Raw genomic sequence first — 20,470 nt, 5'->3', positions numbered from 1 at the left:
GAGAGGGAAAATGTTCGAGCTCGTAGACAACGTCCCGCAAAGCCCGGTCATCAAAGTGATCGGTGTTGGCGGTGGTGGCGGCAACGCCGTCAACCACATGGTCAAGAGCAGCATCGAAGGCGTGGAATTCATCTGCGCCAACACCGATGCCCAGGCGCTGAAGAACATCGGCGCGCGCACCATCCTGCAATTGGGCACTGGCGTGACCAAGGGCCTGGGTGCTGGTGCCAATCCGGAAGTCGGCCGTCAGGCCGCGCTGGAAGACCGTGAGCGCATCGCTGAAGTGCTGCAGGGCACCAACATGGTGTTCATCACCACTGGCATGGGTGGCGGTACCGGTACCGGTGCAGCGCCGATCATCGCCGAAGTGGCCAAGGAAATGGGCATCCTCACCGTCGCCGTGGTGACCCGTCCGTTCCCGTTCGAAGGCCGCAAGCGCATGCAGATCGCCGATGAAGGCATCCGCATGCTGGCCGAAAGCGTCGACTCGTTGATCACCATCCCCAACGAGAAGCTGCTGACCATCCTGGGCAAGGATGCCAGCCTGTTGTCCGCCTTCGCCAAGGCCGACGACGTACTGGCCGGTGCCGTGCGCGGTATCTCCGATATCATCAAGCGCCCGGGCATGATCAACGTCGACTTCGCCGACGTGCGTACCGTGATGGGTGAAATGGGCATGGCCATGATGGGTACTGGCTGCGCCAGCGGCCCGAACCGTGCGCGTGAAGCCACCGAGGCAGCGATCCGCAACCCGCTGCTGGAAGACGTCAACCTGCAGGGCGCCCGCGGCATCCTGGTGAACATCACCGCAGGCCCTGACCTGTCGCTGGGTGAGTACTCCGATGTGGGTAGCATCATCGAAGCCTTCGCCTCCGACCACGCCATGGTCAAGGTCGGCACCGTGATCGACCCGGACATGCGTGACGAGCTGCACGTGACCGTGGTGGCTACTGGCCTGGGCGCGCGCATCGAGAAGCCTGTGAAGGTGGTCGACAATACCCTGCAGACTGCCCAGCAGGTGTACGAGGCCTCCAACCCGGCGCCGGTTCGCCAGGAGCAGCCTGCGGTCAACTACCGTGACCTGGAGCGCCCGACCGTAATGCGCAACCAGGCTCATGCAGGTGCCGCTGCAGCCGCTAAACTGAACCCTCAGGATGACCTGGACTACCTCGATATCCCGGCATTTCTGCGTCGTCAGGCTGATTAATGGAATTTATCAGGGGTATAAAGGTGATTGGTATTCATCAAAGGTTGGGTCTGTTATCATCCCCAGCCTTTGTTGATACCTGTTCGCAATTTGCGCTGAAGCGGCCAATGCCATGATTAAACAACGCACCCTGAAGAATACCATCCGTGCCACAGGTGTCGGTCTGCACTCCGGGGAGAAGGTTTACCTGACCCTCAAGCCTGCACCTGTTGACACCGGCATCGTCTTCCGCCGCGCCGACCTCGACCCTGTGGTCGAAATCCCGGCGCGCGCGGCCAACGTCGGCGAGACAACCATGTCGACGACGCTGGTCAACGGTGACGTCAAGGTCGATACGGTCGAGCACCTGCTCTCCGCCATGGCGGGCCTGGGCATCGATAACGCCTACGTCGAGCTCTCCGCCTCGGAAGTGCCGATCATGGATGGCAGCGCCGGACCCTTTGTATTTCTGATTCAGTCTGCCGGCCTGGAAGAACAGGACGCAGCCAAGAAGTTCATCCGCATCCTGCGTGAGGTAACCGTGGAAGAGGGCGACAAGCGCGCCACTTTCCTGCCTTTCGACGGCTTCAAGGTGAGCTTCGAGATCGACTTCGATCATCCGGTCCTCAAGGGCCAGACCCAGAGTGCGGTCGTCGACTTCTCCAGCACCTCGTTCGTGAAGGAAGTCAGCCGCGCCCGTACCTTCGGCTTCATGCGTGACATCGAGTACCTGCGCAAGCACAACCTTGCGCTGGGTGGCAGTGTCGAGAACGCCATCGTGGTCGACGAGACCGGTGTGCTCAACGAAGACGGCCTTCGTTCCGATGACGAATTCGTCAAGCACAAGATCCTCGACGCCATTGGCGACCTTTATCTGCTGGGCAACAGCCTGATCGGCGAGTTCAAGGGCTACAAGTCCGGCCACGCGCTGAACAACCAGCTGTTGCGCAAGCTGATTGCCGAAACCGATGCCTGGGAAGTGGTCACCTTCGAAGATGCCAGCACGGCACCGATCTCGTACATGCGCCCTGTTGCGGCCGTGTAAGTTCGAACACTCTCTAGTTCATTAAGGCCACCTTCGGGTGGCCTTTTTTATGGCTTGTCCCGGGCGTGGGCGGCCAATCGTTCCAGTGCTGCGCGCAGCTTGGGGTCAGTGATGCCCTCGGCGGTATCGCGCAGGCTCTCGGCTGCGTTATTGGACAGTTCTGCGGCATTGCCACCACGCTTGGCTGGCACCAGCGGGGGCTGGACCTTGTACAGGATGCGCCTGAGGTTGGCGAATGCCTCCATGGCCTGTAATGCAGACATCAAGCGTTTCTGCTGATAGCGCAGGCGGGTTGCCCAATGGCCGTCTGTCACCACCAGCAACAATGTGCCATCGCGCCACGACGCCACATGGCAATGCTCGCGGGCGGCCGGTTGCAGCTGGCTTTCCAGCAGGCGCTGCAGGTGCTCCAGGCGTTCGGCCTGGTTCAGCAGCAGGCGCAGCGGGCGGACCTGGCGGAGCAGGGCCGAGGGCGGCTGGGCGGGGGAGGGTTTGTAGGCCATGGGGGTACGCATGAGGTTACATGGTCCGCAGTCTAACATCTCTATAGCCTGCACTGGCCTCTTCGCGGGTGAACCCGCTCCTACACGCACGGCACTGCCCTTGATGTGTAGGTAATCCTGTGGGAGCGGGTTTACCCGCGAAGTGGCCGGCACAGATAACAAAAGACAAGACTCATTCTCGATACGTTTCATCTTCCCGAACCTTGAACTCAGGGAAAATGCCCCTATCTAAAACAAGCCCCCGCCAAAACGCTGTCCAAGCATCGTGGAAATCCACCACTTTCCTCACCATCGTTTCCGGGTAGAATGCTCGTTCGCATGCGGCCTCAGGGCTGCACGGGCGACTCATGGGGCCGCCCTCCATCCCTACGTGTGGAAGATCCTGCCGATATGTTTGCGCCTTTGTTAAAGAAACTTTTTGGAAGCAAGAACGAGCGTGAAGTCAAACGCATGCTCAAGACGGTGAACATCGTCAATGCTCTCGAAGAGAAGATGGTGGCCCTCTCCGACGAGCAACTGCGGGGCAAGACCGCAGAGTTCAAGGAGCGCCTGGCCAAAGGCGAGACACTGGACCAGTTGCTGCCTGAAGCCTTCGCCGTGGCCCGTGAGGCCGGCAAGCGCGTGATGGGCATGCGCCACTTCGACGTGCAGCTGATCGGTGGCATGACCCTGCACGAGGGCATGATCGCAGAAATGCGTACCGGTGAAGGCAAGACCTTGGTCGGTACCCTGGCCGTGTACCTCAACGCATTGTCCGGCAAGGGCGTGCACGTGGTCACCGTCAACGACTACCTGGCCCGCCGCGACGCCAACTGGATGCGCCCGCTGTACGAGTTCCTTGGCCTGTCGGTCGGCATCGTCTCGGCCTTCCAGCCGCCGGAAGAAAAGCGTGCCGCCTACGCGTCCGACATCACCTACGGCACCAACAACGAATTCGGTTTCGACTACCTGCGCGACAACATGGCGTTCAGCCAGGAAGAGAAGTTCCAGCGTGAACTGAACTTCGCCGTGATCGACGAAGTCGACTCCATCCTCATCGACGAAGCGCGTACCCCGCTGATCATTTCCGGCCAGGCCGAGGACAGCTCCAAGCTGTACATCGAGATCAACCGTCTGATCCCGCGCCTTACCCAGCACATCGAGGAAGTGGAAGGCCAGGTCACCCAGGAAGGCCACTTCACCATTGACGAAAAGAGCCGTCAGGTCGAGCTGAACGAAGCCGGTCACCAGTTCATCGAAGAGATGCTCACCCAGTCCGGCCTGCTGGCCGAGGGCGAGAGCCTGTATTCGGCGCATAACCTGAGCCTGCTGACCCACGTCTATGCAGGCCTGCGCGCGCACAAGCTGTTCCACCGCAACATCGAGTACATCGTCCAGGACGGCCAGGTCCTGCTGATCGACGAGCACACCGGCCGTACCATGCCGGGCCGCCGTCTGTCCGAAGGCCTGCACCAAGCCATCGAAGCCAAAGAGAACCTGAACATCCAGGCCGAGAGCCAGACCCTGGCTTCGACTACCTTCCAGAACTACTTCCGCCTGTACACCAAGCTGTCCGGCATGACCGGTACCGCTGACACCGAAGCGTTCGAGTTCCAGTCGATCTATGGTCTCAACGTGATGGTCATTCCGCCGAACAAACCGTTGGCACGTAAAGACTTCAACGACCTGGTGTACCTGACCGCCGACGAGAAATACGCCGCGATCATCGCCGACATCAAGGAAAGCATGAAGCAGGGTCGCCCGGTGCTGGTGGGTACTGCGACCATCGAAACCTCCGAGCACATGTCCAACCTCCTGAAGAAGGAGGGTATCGACCACAAGGTGCTCAACGCCAAGTACCACGAGAAGGAAGCCGAGATCATCGCGCAAGCCGGTGCGCCAGGTGCCCTGACCATCGCCACCAACATGGCCGGCCGTGGTACCGACATCCTGCTGGGCGGTAACTGGGAAGCCGAAGTGGCAGCCCTGGAAAACCCGACCGCCGAGCAGATCGCCCAGATCAAGGCCGACTGGCAGAAGCGTCACCAGCAGGTGATCGAGTCGGGTGGCCTGCACGTGATCGCTTCCGAGCGCCACGAATCGCGCCGTATCGACAACCAGCTGCGTGGCCGTTCCGGCCGTCAGGGCGACCCGGGCTCCAGCCGCTTCTACCTGTCGCTGGAAGACAGCCTGATGCGTATCTTCGCCTCTGACCGGGTGAAGAACTTCATGAAGGCGCTGGGCATGCAGTCCGGCGAGGCCATCGAGCACCGCATGGTCACCAACGCCATCGAGAAGGCCCAGCGCAAGGTCGAAGGCCGCAACTTCGACATCCGCAAGCAGTTGCTGGAATACGACGACGTGGCCAACGAGCAGCGCAAGGTGATCTACCACATGCGCAACAGCCTGCTGGCCGCCGAGAACATCGGCGACACCATCGTCGAATTCCGCAAGGAAGTACTGGACGCTACCATCAGCCAGCACATTCCGCCGCAGTCGCTGCCCGAACAGTGGGACGTGGCCGGCCTGGAGGCTTCGCTGGCCAGCGATTTCGCCATGAAGCTGCCGATCCAGCAGTGGCTCGACGAGGACGATCACCTCTACGAAGAGACCCTGCGCGAGAAGCTGCTGAACGAAATCACCACCGCGTACACCGAGAAGGAAGACCAGGCCGGTATCGAAGCCCTGCGTACCTTCGAGAAGCAGATCCTGCTGCGCGTGCTGGATGACCTGTGGAAAGACCACCTGTCGACCATGGACCACCTGCGTCACGGTATCCACCTGCGTGGTTATGCGCAGAAGAACCCGAAGCAGGAGTACAAGCGCGAATCCTTCAGCCTGTTCCAGGAGCTGCTCGAGTCGATCAAGCGCGACACCATCCGCGTGCTGTCGCACGTTCAGGTACGCCGCGAAGACCCGGTCGAAGAGGAAGCACGCCTGCGCCGCGAGGCCGAGGAACTGGCCAGCCGCATGCAGTTCCAGCATGCCGCTGCTCCGGGCCTGGAAAGCGAGCAACTGAACGAGGAGGGCGCCGAAGTGGCCGTTGCCTCGGCACCGGTGCGCAACGAGCAGAAGCTGGGCCGCAACGAGCCGTGCTGGTGTGGTTCGGGCAAGAAGTTCAAGCATTGCCACGGGCAGATCGAGTGATCTGACCTGAATTGGGGCCGCGGTGCGGCCCTATCGCGACACAAGGCCGCTCCCACAGGGATAGCGCACAGCCGCAACGCTGCGCCATCCTATGTAGGAGCGGCCTTGTGTCGCGATGGGGCGCGAAGCGGCCCCGCTTTTTGCAACTCAACCGTATTTTCTAGGAGCGCTCTAATGGCTGTTGGTCTTGGTCCTTTGCCCACCCTGCACCCGGTTCCGGGTTTTGAACTCGGCATCGCTTCTGCCGGCATCAAGCGCCCGGGGCGCAAGGATGTGGTGGTCATGCGCTGCGCCGAAGGCTCCAGCGTGGCTGGCGTGTTCACCCTCAACGCCTTCTGCGCAGCGCCGGTGATCCTGTCCAAGCAGCGTGTACAGGGCACCGTGCGCTATCTGCTGACCAACACTGGTAACGCCAACGCCGGCACCGGCGCGCCAGGCCTGGCCGCCGCCGAGCGCACCTGCGCCAAGCTGGCCGAACTGGCCGGCGTACCGGCCGAGTCGGTACTGCCATTCTCCACCGGCGTTATCGGCGAGCCGCTGCCGGTCGAGAAGATCGAAGGCGCACTGCAGGCCGCCCTCGACAACCTGTCGGAAAACCACTGGGCTGAAGCTGCCACCGGCATCATGACCACCGACACCCTGCCCAAGGGGGCCAGCCGCCAGTTCCAGCACGATGGCGTGACGGTTACCGTCACCGGCATCAGCAAGGGTGCAGGCATGATCCGCCCGAACATGGCCACCATGCTCGGCTACATCGCCACCGACGCCAAGGTTGCCCCGGCGGTGCTCAAGGACCTGATGCTGGACGGCGCCAACAAGTCGTTCAACCGCATCACCATCGATGGCGACACCTCGACCAACGACTGCTGCATGCTGATTGCCACTGGCAAGGCCAACCTGCCGGAAGTCACCGAAGCCAGCGGCGCACTGTTCGAAGCTCTGAAAAAGGCAGTGTTCGAAGTGTGCATGGAAGTGGCCCAGGCCATCGTCCGTGACGGCGAAGGCGCCACCAAGTTCGTTACCGTGCAGGTCAACGGCGGTGGCAACCACCAGGAATGCCTGGACGTCGGCTACGCCGTGGCCCACTCGCCGCTGATCAAGACTGCGCTGTTCGCTTCCGACCCCAACTGGGGCCGTATCCTCGCCGCCGTCGGCCGTGCCGGCGTACCGGAGCTGGACGTGAGCCTGATCGATGTGTACCTGGACAGCGTGTGCATTGCCAGCAAAGGCGGCCGTAGCCCGAGCTACACCGAAGACCAGGGTGCCAAGGTTATGGCCCAGGAAGAGATCACCATCCGTATCGAACTGGGTCGTGGCCAGTGCAGCGAAACCATCTGGACCACCGACCTGTCCCACGAGTACGTGAAGATCAACGCCGAGTACCGTACCTGATGTAGCTGGGGCCGCTTTGCGGCCCATCGCGACACAAGGCCGCTCCCACAAGGACCTTCGTACACCGCCCCATGTGGGAGCGGCCTTGTGTCGCGAAAGGGCTGCAGAGCAGCCCCAGAATTCCCAAACGATGGAGCCGAACCATGAGCTATCACCTGATCATCGGCGACAAGCTGTATTCCTCCTGGTCGCTGCGTGGCGCCCTGGCCCTCGAGCTGGCTGGCGTGCCTTACGAAGAAACACTGATCAAGCTGAACCAGCCTGACACCCGTCAGCGCATCCTCGCCTTTTCGGCTACCGGCAAGGTACCGCTGCTCAAGACCGAGCACGGTGTGATCGCCGACTCGCTGGCCATTGCCGAATACCTCAACGAACGCCACCCCGACGCGCAGCTGTGGCCTGCCGACGTGGCGGCCCGGGCCCAGGCCCGTTCGGCCTGCGCGCAGATGCACAGCGGCTTCTTCGCCCTGCGCGGCGCGATGCCGTTCGACCTGTCCCGCGACCAGGCGCTGGACGGTGTGCCGCTGGAGGTTCAAATCGATATCGACCGTATCGTTGCACTGTGGTCGGAATGTCGCCTTGCGGCCAAGGACAGCGGCCCGTTCCTGTTCGGCAGGCCGAGCCTGGCTGATGCCTTCTTCGCCCCGGTGGCGGTGCGCCTGCGCACCTACCGTGTGGAAGTGCCAGCAGAGGCAGCGGCTTATATCGAAACCATTTATCAGTGGCCAGCCTTCCAGGCCTGGCAAAAGGCTGGCCTGGCGGAGCGTGAAGGGTGAAACGGATTCATGTTGTAGCTGCTGTCATTCGCGGTACTGACGGCCGTATTCTGATCGCACGGCGCGCCGATACCCAGCACCAGGGCGGTCTGTGGGAATTCCCGGGCGGCAAGGTAGAAGAGGGTGAGGGCGTCGAGGCGGCGCTGGCCCGCGAGCTGCGCGAGGAGCTGGGTATCGAGGTGAGCCGTTCGCGCGCGCTGATCAAGGTCAGCCACGATTACCCGGACAAGCAGGTGCTGCTGGATGTGCGCGAAGTCGAGGCATTCGCCGGCGAGCCGCATGGCGCCGAAGGGCAGCCGCTGGAATGGGTTGCTCCACGCGATTTGCCCCAATACGAATTCCCCGAGGCCAACAAGCCGATCGTTGCAGCCGCGCGCCTGCCGGATCAGTACCTGATCACCCCCGATGGCCTGGAAGTGCCGCAGATGCTCAAGGGCATCCAGAAGGCAGTGGCCAGTGGCATTCGCCTGATCCAGTTGCGTGCCCCGGACATGTACGATCCCAAGTATCGCGATGTGGCGGTGGATGCGGTCGGCCTTTGCGCGGGCAAGGCGCAGCTGATGCTCAAGGGGCCGCTGGAGTGGCTGGGTGACTTCCCAGCCGCGGGTTGGCACCTGACGGCTGCACAACTGCGCAAATATGCCGCCAACGGCCGGCCGTTCCCCAAGGAGCGCTGGTTGGCGGCGTCCTGCCACAGTGCCGAAGAGCTGGCGCTGGCGGAGCAGATGGGCGTGGACTTCGTCACCTTGTCGCCGGTGCAGGCAACCCGGACACACCCTGAGGCGGTGCCGCTGGGGTGGGACGAGGCACAGCGGTTGATTGCCGGGTTCAACAAGCCGGTCTACCTGCTGGGTGGGGTAGGGCCGGGTGAGCGTGAGCAGGCCTGGGAAGCGGGGGCACAGGGTGTGGCCGGGATCCGGGCGTTCTGGCCTGAGATCTGAGTCGCCTGTAATTGGGGCCGCTTTGCGGCCCATCGCCGGCAAGCCAGCTCCCACAGAGGCAGCACAGACCGGGCTCTGTGGGAGCTGGCTTGCCGGCGATGGGCTGCGCAGCAGCCCCAGAAATATCAGCCGTTTGGTTTCTCAGCAGGCTGCCACAAAACCTCCGCCACCCCCTGCCGCCGCCCAATGATCCGCGCGGCCACGAACAGTAGATCCGAAAGCCGGTTGATATACGCCAACCCAACCCCCGCCAACGGCTCCAGCGCATTCAGCTGCTGGCACCGCCGCTCCGCACTGCGCGCCAGGCTCCGGCACACATGCGCCTGTGCCACCAGCGCCGAGCCACTGGGCAAGATGAAGTTTTTCAACGGCCCCAGCTCTTCATTCCACACATCGATCGCTGCCTCAAGCCGCTCCACCTCCGCCAGGTCCAACGCCTGATAACTGGGCATCGCCAGCTCACCGCCCAGGTCGAACAGGCGGTGCTGACACGGCGCCAACACCGCGCTCACTTCATCCAGCCCTTGTTCGGCCAGCCCCGCCAGCAGCAAACCCAGCTGGCTGTTCAGGCTGTCCACCTCGCCAATCGCCTCGATTCGCGGGTGGTCCTTGGGCACTCGGCGCCCGTCGCCCAGGCCGGTTTCGCCTTTGTCGCCGGTGCGGGTGTAGATCTTCGACAGGCGGTAGCCCATGTCATTTCTCCATTTTGGCCGGCGCCACCGCTGCCGGCTGGCCAAGGGGCAGGCGCAGGGTGAAGCAGGTGCCCTGGCCGGGCGTGGACTGCACTTCCATCTGCCCCTTGTGGTTGTTGGTGATGATGAAGTACGAGACCGACAGCCCCAGCCCGGTACCCTGGCCGATTTCCTTGGTGGTGAAGAACGGCTCGAAGGTGCGCTTGCGCACCCCTTCGGGCATGCCGACGCCGTTGTCCTCGACCTGGATTTCCGCCCATGGCGGGCTCAAGCGGGTGCGCAGGGTGATGCGCCCGGGCTCGCTCGGCTGTGGCCGCTGGTGGATGGCCTGGGCCGCGTTTTTCAGCAGGTTGAGCAGCACCTGCTCCAATTCGTTGGCGGTGCACGGCACCGGCCCCAGGTCGGGGTCGAACTGACGCACGATGGCCTGGCCCTTGAAATCGAAGCCTATGGCCAGGTCGAAGTCGTTGCTGGCAATTTCCACCGCCTGATCGATCAGCGCCGGCAGGTCGCACGGCGCCAGCTGACGGTTGCTGCGGCGGCTGAAGCTGAGCATGTGGGTGACGATCTTCGCTGCCCGGGCACCGGCCTGCTGGATGCCGTCGAGCAATTGCGGCACTTCGCGGCTCTCCAGGTAGCGGTTGACCGTGGGCAGGTCGATGCCCAGTTCCTCTGCCTGTTCCTGATTGCGCGGCAGTTCTGGTGACAGGCGCCGGCGGATGTTCTGCACGTTATGCAGGATCGCGCCCAGCGGGTTGTTGATCTCGTGGGCCATGCCGGCGGCCAGGCCGCCGACCGAAAGCATCTTTTCCGATTGCACCATCATTTCTTCCAGCGACAGGCGCTGGGTGATGTCGTCGATACGGATGACAACGCCACGGCCGCCGCCACCGGTCAGCGGGTAGAAGGTCAGGGCGTAGTGGCGCAGGTCGTCACCCTTGGGCCAGGTGACCCGCTCGATCTTTGCCACCCGGTGCTTTTCCACTGTTTCCTTCAGTTGCGGCAGGAACGGCTTGAGCGGTTCGAAGGCAATGAAGATCGGCTGGTTCAGCGCCTCGTCCAGAGGCGTGCCGGAAAGTACCGTGGCTTCGTGGTTCCACTGGGTCACGTAGAGCTGTTCATCCAGGGCGATCAGCGCCGAGGGCATCGAGTCGATGATGCTGTTGAGGTAGTTCTGGAAGCCGGTGAGTTTTTTCTCGATCTTGCTGCGCACCTGGACTTCCAGTTCCAGCTTGCGGTTGGTGTGGCGGGTTTCCTCGGCCAGGCCCTGGGCCTGGTCGTAGGCCTCCTGAAACTCGTCGCGGGTGCGCTTGAGTTGCTGTTCGCGGGCTTCGATGCGCGAGAGCATGGTGTTGAACGCTTCGGCCAGGCTGCCGATTTCGTCGTCGTTACCGCGCTGCGCGCGCAAGGCATAGCTCTCTTCGCGGGTGACCTGGCGGCTGAGCTCTTCGAGCTGGTTGATCGGCTGGGTGATCAGGCGTTTTATCTGTCGGGCGATGACGATCCACAGCAGGATGCTGAACACCAGGATGCCCAGGCTGGCGCTGAGGGTGCCGGTATAGAAAGCCGTGGGCAGTTCACTGCTGGCCACCAGCAGCAGGTGTGCGGGCGGGTTGGCGTCACGTGGCATGCGGATCAGCTGGGTGCTGCGAAACTCCATCAGGCGCCAGCCGTCGATGTTGCGAAAACGCTTGGGCAGTGCCAGCGGCTCGCCGTGCTGCAGCTGCGCCAACATGCGGCCATCGCCACCGTAGACGGCAGCGGCGCGCAGCGGCGTGTAGCTGTCCAGCTCTTTCAGCAGGGCGCTGGCGGTGTCCGGTGTATCGCCGGCGCGCGCCGCCAGTTGCGGGTTGGCCACCAGCCGGCCGATGGTGTGCAGCGCCTGTGGCGCCATGCTTTCCTGGGTGATCCAGTAGGCGGCGCTGATGAAGGTGAGGTTGGCCACCAACAGGATGGTCACCAGCAACACCAGCAGGGCTGCCAGCAGCTTCTGCCCGACCGGGAGGTTTTCCAGGCGTTGGCGCAAGGTCATGGGCTAGGCAATGTCCGTATCCGGTTGAAAGGGCTGCGTCAGTCGCAGGGCAAACCACGCACACGCAGGTTATCGACCAGGTGCTGCAGCAGGCGTTCCAGCTCTGGCAGTTGCAGGCCATGACGGCCGGCGGTGCGGCAGGCATGGCCAAGCAGGTAGTGCACCTCGGTGCGGCGGCCTGCGCGTACATCCTGGTACATGGAAGAGTAGTTGGCCGCAGTGGCGAGGATCACCCGCTGCACTTCCTCGTTCAGCCCGTCTGCCGCTTCTGGCTGGCCACAGCGGCGCAGCAGTTGGGCCAGCTCGGCGCACAGCGCATCCACTTCGCCCAGGTGCCCCAGCAGCCCGCCGTTCTGGCAGTCGTGCAGCACGGTCAGCGGGTTGATGGCGCAATTGAGTGCCAGCTTGCGCCACAGACGGGTAAGGATATCCACCGTCCACTCGGCAGGGATGCCAGCCTGATGCAGGTCATCGAACCAGGCCGGGATCGTCGGGTTGCGTGGGTCACCCAGCCAGTTGAAGCCGTGGCCGGCAAAGCGTACCTGCCAATCTCCCTCGCGGAATGCGCCTTCGGTACTGGAGGCGAAGATGCAGCGTGCATGGGGCACCAGGTCGGCGACCTCGTCCTGGCTGCCCAGGCCGTTCTGCAGCAGAACCACCTCGGCGTCTTCGGCCAGGCGAGGTGCCACGCCGGCGATGGCCGGGGCGGCGTCGTAGGCCTTGCAGGCCACCAGCAGGCGATGGATCGGGCCGTGTGCCTGCGCGGTTTCGGCGGGGATGGCGTAGTGGCGGGACTGGTCCTGTTCGACCAGGGTCAGGCCGCCGGCCTGCTGGTAGGCCTGCAGCCGCTGCCCGTCACGCAGGATCAGGCGCACTGCCTTGCCCGCGCGCGCCAGGCGGCAAGCCCACAGGCTGCCCAGGCTACCGGCGCCGAGAATATGCCAGGTGCTGCTCATATGCGTTTCGCAACCCGTTATAATGAGCCCGCATTTTAACCGTCAAACCCAGCGCGCTCCATCTTCAGCCTGAGCGCGCTTTTATTTTGGGAGAACAACCATGCCTTCGTTCGACGTGGTATCGGAACTGGACAAGCACGAAGTGCAGAACGCGGTCGACAACGCCATCAAGGACCTGGACCGTCGCTACGACCTCAAGGGCAAGGGCACCTTCGAGTTCAAGGACAAAGAGCAGACCGTGATGCTCACCGCCGAGGAAGAGTTCCAGCTCGAAGCGATGCTGGAAATCCTGCGCCTGGCGCTGGTCAAGCGCAAGATCGACGTGAAGTGCCTGGAAACCAAGGACCCGTATGCCTCGGGCAAGGAAAAGAAACAGGAAGCCAAGTTCCGCGAAGGTATCGACAAGGATCTGGCGAAGAAGATCGTCGCCACCATCAAGGATGCCAAGCTGAAAGTGCAGGCCGCCATCCAGGGCGAGCAGGTACGCGTTACCGGCAAAAAGCGCGACGACCTGCAGGAAGCCATTGCGCTGCTGCGTACCAAGGAATTCGATATGCCACTGCAGTTCAATAACTTCCGCGACTGATGTGGGCATCGCCCGGAACCCCGATGGCCAAATGATGTCCATGGGGGCCGGGGCTGCGCCATCGCGCGTGGCCAGTTCTACCGTGTACTTGCCGCTCGGCATCAGGAGATGAATATGGATTTGAACGCTGAAGTCGATCAGCTGGTCCGCCAATCCCAGACCTGGATCCCCTTGATCATGGAATATGGCAGCCGTGTGCTGCTGGCGCTGCTGACCCTGGCGGTCGGCTGGTGGATCATCAACAAGGTCAGCGCTCGCCTGGGCAAGCTGGTTGGCCTGCGCAACGCCGACCTGGCGCTGCAGGGCTTCATCAGCACCTTGTCGAATATCGTGCTGAAGGTGCTGCTGTTCGTCAGCGTGGCGTCGATGATCGGTATCGAGACCACCTCGTTCGTTGCCGCCATCGGTGCCGCGGGCCTGGCCATCGGCCTGGCCTTGCAGGGCAGCCTGGCGAACTTCGCCGGCGGTGTGCTGATCCTGATGTTTCGCCCGTTCCGCATCGGTGACTGGATCGAGGCGCAAGGCGTGGCCGGCACCGTCGACAGCATCCAGATCTTCCACACCGTGCTGCGCACTGGTGACAACAAGACGGTGATCATGCCCAACGGCAGCCTGTCCAACGGCATCATCACCAACACCAACCGCCAGCCGACGCGCAAGGTGGTGTTCGATGTGGGCGTGGACTACGAGGCCGACCTGCAGAAGGCCCGCAACGTGCTGCTGGAGCTGGCGCAGGACCCGCGCGTGCTGCCCGACCCGGCGCCGCAGGCGGTGGTCGCGACCCTGGGCGACAGCTCGATCACAGTGTCCTTGCGCTTGTGGACCAAGACTGCCGATTACTGGGATGTGATGTTCATGCTCAACGAGCATGCGCGTGACCGGTTGAAGGCCGAAGGGATCGACATTCCGTTCCCGCAGCGGGTGATTCGCGTGGTGCAGGAGACTGCAGCGCAGTAATACCGCGTTGTCATTGATTGGGGCCGCTTCGCGCCCCATCGCGACACAAGGCCGCTCCTACAGGGAATCGCGTAACCCTTGTAGGAGCGGCCTTGTGTCGCGATGGGGCGCGAAGCGGCCTCGGCTTTTTACACTTGTTCACAGCAATACCCCGCCATTTCTGGCATATAGCCTGACCCCACCTGCCACACCCGATACGCCATCATGAAACCACTGCTGTACATCACCCCCCTGCGCGCCTTGCTGTTCGGTCTGACCCTGGCCCTGTTCGAGCTGCTCACCTACCTGGCCAGCGACGCCGTCATGCCGGCCATGCCGGTGGTGGTCGGCGACCTGAATGCCAGCCCCGAATACATTCCCCACGCCCTCAACTTGTACCTGCTGGGGGGCGTGGTGCTGCAATGGCTGATCGGTCCGCTGGCCGACCGCTATGGCAGGCGCCCGTTGCTGCTGATCGGCTGCGCGTTCTTCGGCCTGGCCTGTCTGGCCACCTTCTGGGTCCACGACATCGGCCTGTTCAACTTGCTGCGCCTGCTGCAAGGCATCGGCCTGGGCTTTGTGGTCACGGTCAGCTACCCGGCCCTGAACGAAGCCTTCAGCGAAGCCGACGCCGTGCGCATGATGGCCCTGCTGGCCAACATCGCCTTGCTCTCGCCACTGCTCGGGCCGCTGGTGGGCACCTTGCTGCTGCAGTGGCTGGACTGGCGTTGGCTGTTCGTGGCCTTCGCCATTGGCGCGGTTGTGGCCTGGCTGCTGCTGTACCGGCTGATGCCGGAGACCTTGGGCGTGGAGCGCCGTGACGGCTCGCGCCTGGCATTCACGCCGATCCACCTGCTGCCACTGCTGGCCGGCTACGGCCAGTTGCTGGGCAACCGCCGCTTTGTCGCTGGCAGCGCGGCCCTGGGCCTGGTCGGTCTGCCGCTGATTGGCTGGATCGGCCTGTCGCCGGTGCTGCTGATCCACGACGAGGGGCTGAGCACCATGGAGTACGCCTTGTGGCAGTTGCCGGTGTTTGGCGGGCTGATCCTGGGCAACCTGATCATCAACCGCATTGCCGATCGCTATCCGTTGGCGGCGCTGGTGCGCGGTGCATTGTGGCCATACCTGGCCGGCCTGTGCCTGATGGGACTGGCGACATGGTACTGGCCGAGTGTGACCAGCGTGGTGGCGGGCATGTCGCTGTACGCGCTGGGGTTGGGCGTGGCCAACGCGGTGCTGTATCGCATGACGCTGTTCGCCAGCGAGCAGAGCAAGGGCCTGGTCTCGGCCATGCTGGGGATGATCACCATTGCCTTGCTGGGGTTGGGTGGGGCGCTGCTGGCGATGATTGGGGCCGGGGCCAGCTTGCTGCACTTTGCCCTGGCGGCGGGTGTGGCGGGGGCCTTGGCGCTGTGGCCGCTGTGGTTTGTGGTGGGTGGACGGCCTGGTGAGGGGGCTGTTGCTCGGTAAACTTTATTGCCTGAACTGGCCTCTTCGCGGGTAAACCCGCTCCCACAGGGACTGCACAGCTCTCGAGGGCAGTGCAGTCCCTGTGGGAGCGGGTTTACCCGCGAAGAGGCCGGTACAGGCAATACAAACCTGTCAGGGCCGCTCGGCCGCCGAACCTTCCTCTGCAACCGGTTTGCCCGGCCCGGCTTCCTGGCGCCACTGCAGGGCAATCAGGATCAGGGTCGGCACGCCAAGGAGGGCAGTGATCAGGAAGAAGTCGTGGTAACCGAACTTCTCCACCATGACCCCCGAATAACCCCCGATCAGCCTTGGCAACAGCAGCATGATCGAGCTGAGCAACGCGTACTGGGTAGCCGAGAACTTCAGGTTGGTCAGGCTCGACAGGTAGGCAACGAAGGCCGAGGTGGCCAGGCCGGAGCTGAAGTTGTCCAGCGAGATGGTCACCACCAGCATTTGCAAGTTCGGGCCCATGTCGGCCAGCATCAGGAACAGAATGTTGGTGCCCGCGGAGGCCGCACCGCCGATGAACAGGATCGGCATGATGCCGAAGCGCACGATCAGCAGGCCGCCAACACCGGCGCCGACCAGGGTCATGATCAGGCCGAAGATCTTGCTGACGCTGGCGATCTGGTCCTTGGTGAAGCCCATGTCGATGTAGAACACGTTGGCCATCACGCCCATTACCGTGTCCGACATGCGATAGGTGGCGATCAGGCCGAGCAGCAGCAGGGCCTGCCAGCGGTAGCGGGCGATGAAGTCGTTGACCGGGGTCAGCACCGGCGCGAGGCCGCGACGGCCCAGGCTCGACAGGCACGCCCAGGTCAGCAGCACATAGAGGATCAGGCGCAGGAAGGCGCGGTCTTCCAGCAGCAGGTCCAGTGGCGTTGCATCACCGGAGATGACGCTGGACCAGCCGGTATTGAACATCTGGGTGAAGCTGGCCGGTACCGATACCAGCAGGATTATCAGCACGAACACCGAGGCCAGCTGGTGCACCAGCCCATAGCGCGCTGCCGACAGCTGGGTACGCATGGGTACGGGCGGTTCGCGCATGATCAGGGTGGTGAACACGGTGGGCAGCATCATCACCGCGAACATGACGTAGGTGCCGGCCCAAGCCTTGTGCAGGTAGCTGAAACCGGTGGAGCCGAACCACTCGGCGAAGAACAGGGCACCAGCCGTGGCCAGCAGGGCCGCCACGCGGTAGCCGGCCATGTAGCTGGCGGCGAGTGCAGCCTGGCGCTGGTCGTCGGCGATTTCCAGGCGGTAGGCATCGACCGCGATGTCCTGGGTGGCCGAAGCGAAGGCCACCAGCACCGCCAGGGCGATCAGCCATGACAGGTGCTGCTGCGGGTCGCACAGGCTCATGCCGACCAGCCCGATCACCACCAGCGCTTGCGACAGCAGCAACCACGAACGCCGGCGCCCCAGGCTGCCGAGCAGCGGCAGGCGCCATTGGTCGAGCAGTGGCGACCACACCCACTTGAAGGCGTACGCCAGGCCGATCAGGCTGGCGTAACCAATGGTCTCGCGGGCCACGCCAGCTTCGCGCAACCACACCGAAAGGGTGGAGAACACCAGCATGTAGGGCAGACCTGCGGCGAAGCCGAGCAGCAAAAGTACCAAGGTTGACGGGCTGGCATAGGCAGCAAGCGCAGCGCGCCAGGTTTTACGGGGCATGGGCCAACATCTGCCTCAAGTTTGCGAAAACAAAGCGCGCACTCTAACCGCTGTGCTCCATCGGGCGCCAGCCATGGCGCGTCATATCCACACGATTGTTGGTTACATTTACACCCTCCGCACGCAGGCGCGCCCGTTGTTCATCCCCAGACGGGGTACCCAGTGCCAGGCTCAGGCGGCCGCCTGCACCGAGCACCCGGTGCCAGGGCAGGCGAGTGTCCGCGGGCAGTTGCCCGAGGGTACGCCCGACCCAGCGTGCCGCCCGACCAAGCCCTGCCAGTTCGGCCAGTTGGCCATAGCTGACCACCTTGCCGGCCGGAACTTGGCCAAGTACCGAATACAGCACCGTCCGTCGGCCCTCGGCGGAGTCGAGGGCGTGCTCATATCCGTCAGACATCAGGCCCCCTCTGGGCTGCAGATGAAACCGGACCGGCGGTCTGGCAAATGAGAGTTGAACTCAACGGCATGCTCCCGGTCTTTTCTTGCTCTGGTCGTCGTTATCCGGATAATGCCCGGCTTTTTTCGCCAAATCGAACCCGTAGTCCGCAAATCATAGCCCGCTTATGTATTCTAGATCCTTGTTGTGCCTGCTTGCTGTTTCCCTCTGCGCCTCCCCGGTGTTCGCCGACACCGTATGGATGAAGAACGGTGACCGTCTCAGCGGCAAGATCAAAGTCTTCGACGGCGGCAAGCTGCTGCTGGAAACCCCTTATGGCGGTTCCATCGCCCTGGACTGGAAAGAGGTCCAGACCCTGGAGAGCGACCAGGAGATGCTGGTCAAGCAGGACGCCTACAGCGGTGAGCGCGCCAAGTCGCTGAAGGCCGCCGAGCCCGGCAAGGTGACCTTGGCCAATGGCGAGGCGCCAAAGACCGTGGAGCTGGCCAGCATCGAGCAGATCATGAAGCCCAAGCCCCTGGTCGAGGACTTCGTGTGGAAGGGCAACGTCGACGTGGCGCTGGACTACAAGCGCGCCGAGAACGACACCGACGACTACGACGTCGGCTTCAAGACCAGCGCCCGCCATGGCCGCTGGCGGCACAACGCTGAAGGCGAATACAACCGCGAGACCAAGGACGACGTCACCACCACCGACAACTGGAGTGCCGAGTACGCCCTGGACCGCTTCCTCACCGAGAAGTGGTTCTGGCAGGGGCGCATGGAGTACAAGCGCGACCGCATCGAAGACCTAGCCCGCCAGCGCACCGTGGGTACCGGCCCGGGTTACCAGTTCTGGGACAACGAACTGGGCGCGTTTTCGCTGGGGTCGCTGATCAACCGCACCGACTTCGAATACCAGGATGGCGCCAAGGACAACTTCTATTCTGCGGCGGTGAAGTGGGACTACACCCGCTACCTGATTGGCAAGAATGTGCAACTGTTCACCAACGGCGAGTTCGCCAAGCCGCTGGGTGGCGTGGCCGACTATGCGCTTGATGCCGAGGTTGGCCTGCGCTACAAGGTCACTGAATGGGCCTCGCTCAACCTCAAGGCGGAGAAGGACATCATCACCGGTACCCGTGAGAGTGACCTGGACAAGACCCGCTATACCGCAGGCTTCGGCGTCACCTGGTAAACCGCCGGGGGCGCGTTGCGCCCCTATCGCGACACAAGGCCGCTCCCACAAAGGCAAGATATACGTCGGTCCATGTGGGAGCGGCCTTGTATCGCGATGGGCTGCAAAGCAGCCCCATTGGCACTGGATCTGATAATGCTTATCTTGTCCTATCCAGCCCGATATCAGGAGCCGCCCCCAAGTGAGTACCAATGCCATCCGTCCCGCCCGGGAGCTGCTGCTCAAGGAATACCGCGGCGTGCTCTCGACCCATTCCAAGTCGATGCCCGGCTACCCCTTCGGCTCGGTCGTGCCGTACTGCCTGGACGCCCAGGGCAACCCGTTGATCCTCATCAGCCGCATCGCCCAGCACACGCACAACCTGCAGAAGGATCCCAAGTGCTCGCTGCTGGTAGGTGAGCGCGAAGCCGAGGACGTGCAGGCCGTGGGGCGCCTGACGGTGATGGCCGAGGCGCACAAGCTGGTGGAAGAGGCCGCCATCGAGGCTGCCGCCGAGCGTTACTACCGCTATTTCCCGGACGCGGCCAACTACCACAAGGCCCACGACTTCGACTTCTGGGTGCTGCAGCCGGTGCGCCACCGCTACATCGGCGGCTTCGGCGCGATCCACTGGCTCGATCAGGTGACCCTGGCCAACCCGTTCGCCGGCAAGGCCGAGACGAGCATGGTCGAGCACATGAACAACGACCACGCCAACGCCATCGCCCATTATGTGGAACTGACCGATTTTCCACGCCATGCGCCAGTACAGATGGTCGGGGTGGACAGTGAAGGCATGCACCTGCGTATTGGCCAGGCGGTTTACTGGTTGCCCTTCCCAAGTACTTGCAACACGCCGACACAAGTCCGCGAAGCCCTGGTTTTGCTGGCTCGCGCCGACCAGTGGCCGGTTGCGACGGAAGTCGAGGGTTGAAAAGCCGAGCGCACGCATCCATCTGTTGGTCTTACAGGAAGGTTCTCTTCCGACGAGGAATGCTTTGATGCGTGCTTTTCTACTGCTGTTTCTCCTGTTTCCCGTGCTGGAGCTGTTCGTCTTCGTGAAGGTCAGTGCCGCCATCGGTTTCTTCCCGGCACTGCTGCTGATCATCGCCGGCTCCGCCCTGGGTGTGCTGGTGATGCGCGTGGCCGGGCTGGCAACCGCACTGCGCGCCCGTGAAAGCCTGCAGCGTGGCGAACTGCCCGCCGAGGACATGTTCCAGGGCATGATGCTGACCGTTGGTGGTGGCCTGCTGTTGCTGCCAGGTTTCATCAGCGACGTGCTGGGCCTGCTGTGCCTGCTGCCATTCACCCGTCATCTGGCCGCGCGCAAGATGCGCGAGCGTGCCGAGGCCCAAGCCATGCGACAGCGCGCCTTCCAGGACGACCCGTTCCAGGCCCGGCCGCGTGATGGCGGGCATAGGCCGAATGTGATCGAAGGCGAGTACGAGCGCCGCGACAAGTAATAACCGGGGGCCGCTTTGCGGCCCTTTCGCGACACAAGGCCGCTCCCACAGGCAATGCATACCTTCTGTGGGAGCGGCCTTGTGTCGCGAAAGGGGCGCAACGCGGCCCCAGCTTTTTGCGGGGCCAAGGCGC

At 63.2% G+C, this 20,470-nt stretch carries 18 protein-coding genes; 12 read left to right on the top strand and 6 right to left on the bottom strand.

Translation table 11 applies throughout. The features are described from left to right. Positions 1–10: 10 nt before the first annotated feature. Positions 11–1,207, top strand: coding sequence for a cell division protein FtsZ (ftsZ, locus tag KDB76_RS23635; protein ID WP_003260772.1), 1,197 nt, complete (start codon positions 11–13; stop codon positions 1,205–1,207). 112 nt (positions 1,208–1,319) lie between these two features. Continuing rightward, positions 1,320–2,231 (top strand): UDP-3-O-acyl-N-acetylglucosamine deacetylase, encoded by a 912-nt coding sequence (lpxC, locus tag KDB76_RS23630; RefSeq protein WP_003260771.1) that lies wholly within the window; start codon positions 1,320–1,322, stop codon positions 2,229–2,231. Positions 2,232–2,278: 47 nt separating this feature from the next. Here the strand turns inward: lpxC and KDB76_RS23625 are convergent, their stop codons facing one another. Continuing rightward, complete coding sequence (locus KDB76_RS23625; RefSeq protein WP_023661964.1) at positions 2,279–2,734, bottom strand: DciA family protein; 456 nt, start codon at positions 2,732–2,734, stop codon at positions 2,279–2,281. Between the two features lie 390 nt (positions 2,735–3,124). Between KDB76_RS23625 and secA the strand changes: the two genes are divergently transcribed. From secA to KDB76_RS23605, 4 genes are all read left to right on the top strand, one after another. Next, positions 3,125–5,860 (top strand): preprotein translocase subunit SecA, encoded by a 2,736-nt coding sequence (gene secA, locus KDB76_RS23620; protein WP_015271704.1) that lies wholly within the window; start codon positions 3,125–3,127, stop codon positions 5,858–5,860. Positions 5,861–6,034: 174 nt separating this feature from the next. Then, positions 6,035–7,252 carry a bifunctional glutamate N-acetyltransferase/amino-acid acetyltransferase ArgJ gene (argJ, locus tag KDB76_RS23615; RefSeq protein ID WP_023662147.1) on the top strand — a complete coding sequence of 406 codons (1,218 nt, stop codon included), beginning with the start codon at positions 6,035–6,037 and terminating at the stop codon, positions 7,250–7,252. 143 nt (positions 7,253–7,395) lie between these two features. Continuing rightward, positions 7,396–8,028, top strand: coding sequence for a glutathione S-transferase family protein (locus KDB76_RS23610; protein ID WP_013974104.1), 633 nt, complete (start codon positions 7,396–7,398; stop codon positions 8,026–8,028). Then, positions 8,025–8,969, top strand: a complete 945-nt coding sequence (locus KDB76_RS23605; protein ID WP_013974103.1) for a Nudix family hydrolase — start codon at positions 8,025–8,027, stop codon at positions 8,967–8,969. The genes KDB76_RS23610 and KDB76_RS23605 overlap by 4 nt, the downstream gene beginning before the upstream one ends. 125 nt (positions 8,970–9,094) lie before the next feature. Here KDB76_RS23605 and KDB76_RS23600 read toward each other — a convergent pair whose 3' ends face one another. The 3 genes from KDB76_RS23600 to KDB76_RS23590 are packed head-to-tail and all read right to left on the bottom strand — an operon-like array spanning position 9,095 to position 12,649. Then, positions 9,095–9,661 (bottom strand): cob(I)yrinic acid a,c-diamide adenosyltransferase, encoded by a 567-nt coding sequence (locus KDB76_RS23600; RefSeq protein ID WP_013974102.1) that lies wholly within the window; start codon positions 9,659–9,661, stop codon positions 9,095–9,097. Between the two features lies 1 nt (position 9,662). Continuing rightward, the gene (locus tag KDB76_RS23595; protein ID WP_013974101.1) at positions 9,663–11,693 is read right to left on the bottom strand and encodes an ATP-binding protein; all 2,031 of its coding nucleotides are present in this window, start codon (positions 11,691–11,693) and stop codon (positions 9,663–9,665) included. Between the two features lie 38 nt (positions 11,694–11,731). Continuing rightward, positions 11,732–12,649, bottom strand: coding sequence for a putative 2-dehydropantoate 2-reductase (locus KDB76_RS23590; protein WP_013974100.1), 918 nt, complete (start codon positions 12,647–12,649; stop codon positions 11,732–11,734). Between the two features lie 100 nt (positions 12,650–12,749). On the opposite strand from KDB76_RS23590, the gene KDB76_RS23585 reads away from it, so the two are divergent. From KDB76_RS23585 to KDB76_RS23575, 3 genes are all read left to right on the top strand, one after another. Further along, positions 12,750–13,235 (top strand): YajQ family cyclic di-GMP-binding protein, encoded by a 486-nt coding sequence (locus tag KDB76_RS23585; RefSeq protein WP_013974099.1) that lies wholly within the window; start codon positions 12,750–12,752, stop codon positions 13,233–13,235. 114 nt (positions 13,236–13,349) lie between these two features. Beyond that, positions 13,350–14,192 (top strand): mechanosensitive ion channel family protein, encoded by an 843-nt coding sequence (locus KDB76_RS23580; protein ID WP_015271698.1) that lies wholly within the window; start codon positions 13,350–13,352, stop codon positions 14,190–14,192. A gap of 204 nt (positions 14,193–14,396) precedes the next feature. After that, positions 14,397–15,641: an MFS transporter gene (locus tag KDB76_RS23575; protein WP_013974097.1), complete on the top strand. Its 1,245-nt coding sequence runs from the start codon at positions 14,397–14,399 to the stop codon at positions 15,639–15,641. 132 nt (positions 15,642–15,773) lie between these two features. Here KDB76_RS23575 and KDB76_RS23570 read toward each other — a convergent pair whose 3' ends face one another. Both KDB76_RS23570 and KDB76_RS23565 read right to left on the bottom strand, forming a co-directional pair. After that, complete coding sequence (locus KDB76_RS23570) at positions 15,774–17,321, bottom strand: AmpG family muropeptide MFS transporter (RefSeq protein WP_038410126.1); 1,548 nt, start codon at positions 17,319–17,321, stop codon at positions 15,774–15,776. A gap of 43 nt (positions 17,322–17,364) precedes the next feature. Further along, positions 17,365–17,718 (bottom strand): MGMT family protein, encoded by a 354-nt coding sequence (locus KDB76_RS23565; RefSeq protein ID WP_003260756.1) that lies wholly within the window; start codon positions 17,716–17,718, stop codon positions 17,365–17,367. A 166-nt stretch (positions 17,719–17,884) separates the two neighbouring features. On the opposite strand from KDB76_RS23565, the gene KDB76_RS23560 reads away from it, so the two are divergent. The 3 genes from KDB76_RS23560 to KDB76_RS23550 all read left to right on the top strand — a co-directional run bounded on the left by KDB76_RS23560 (position 17,885) and on the right by KDB76_RS23550 (position 20,337). Continuing rightward, complete coding sequence (locus KDB76_RS23560; RefSeq protein ID WP_023662443.1) at positions 17,885–18,895, top strand: DUF481 domain-containing protein; 1,011 nt, start codon at positions 17,885–17,887, stop codon at positions 18,893–18,895. 181 nt (positions 18,896–19,076) lie between these two features. Beyond that, positions 19,077–19,808, top strand: coding sequence for a DUF2470 domain-containing protein (locus KDB76_RS23555; protein WP_038410125.1), 732 nt, complete (start codon positions 19,077–19,079; stop codon positions 19,806–19,808). Positions 19,809–19,875: 67 nt separating this feature from the next. Next, a complete protein-coding gene (locus KDB76_RS23550; protein ID WP_023662441.1) occupies positions 19,876–20,337 on the top strand; it encodes an FxsA family protein in 462 nt (153 codons plus the stop codon). The last annotated feature ends 133 nt before the right edge of the window (positions 20,338–20,470 follow it).

Source organism: Pseudomonas sp. JS425 (assembly GCF_018223845.1).
GTDB lineage: Bacteria > Pseudomonadota > Gammaproteobacteria > Pseudomonadales > Pseudomonadaceae > Aquipseudomonas > Aquipseudomonas asiatica.
Note: the sequence above shows the minus strand (reverse complement) of the source record. Positions and strands in the feature narration are given on the sequence as shown.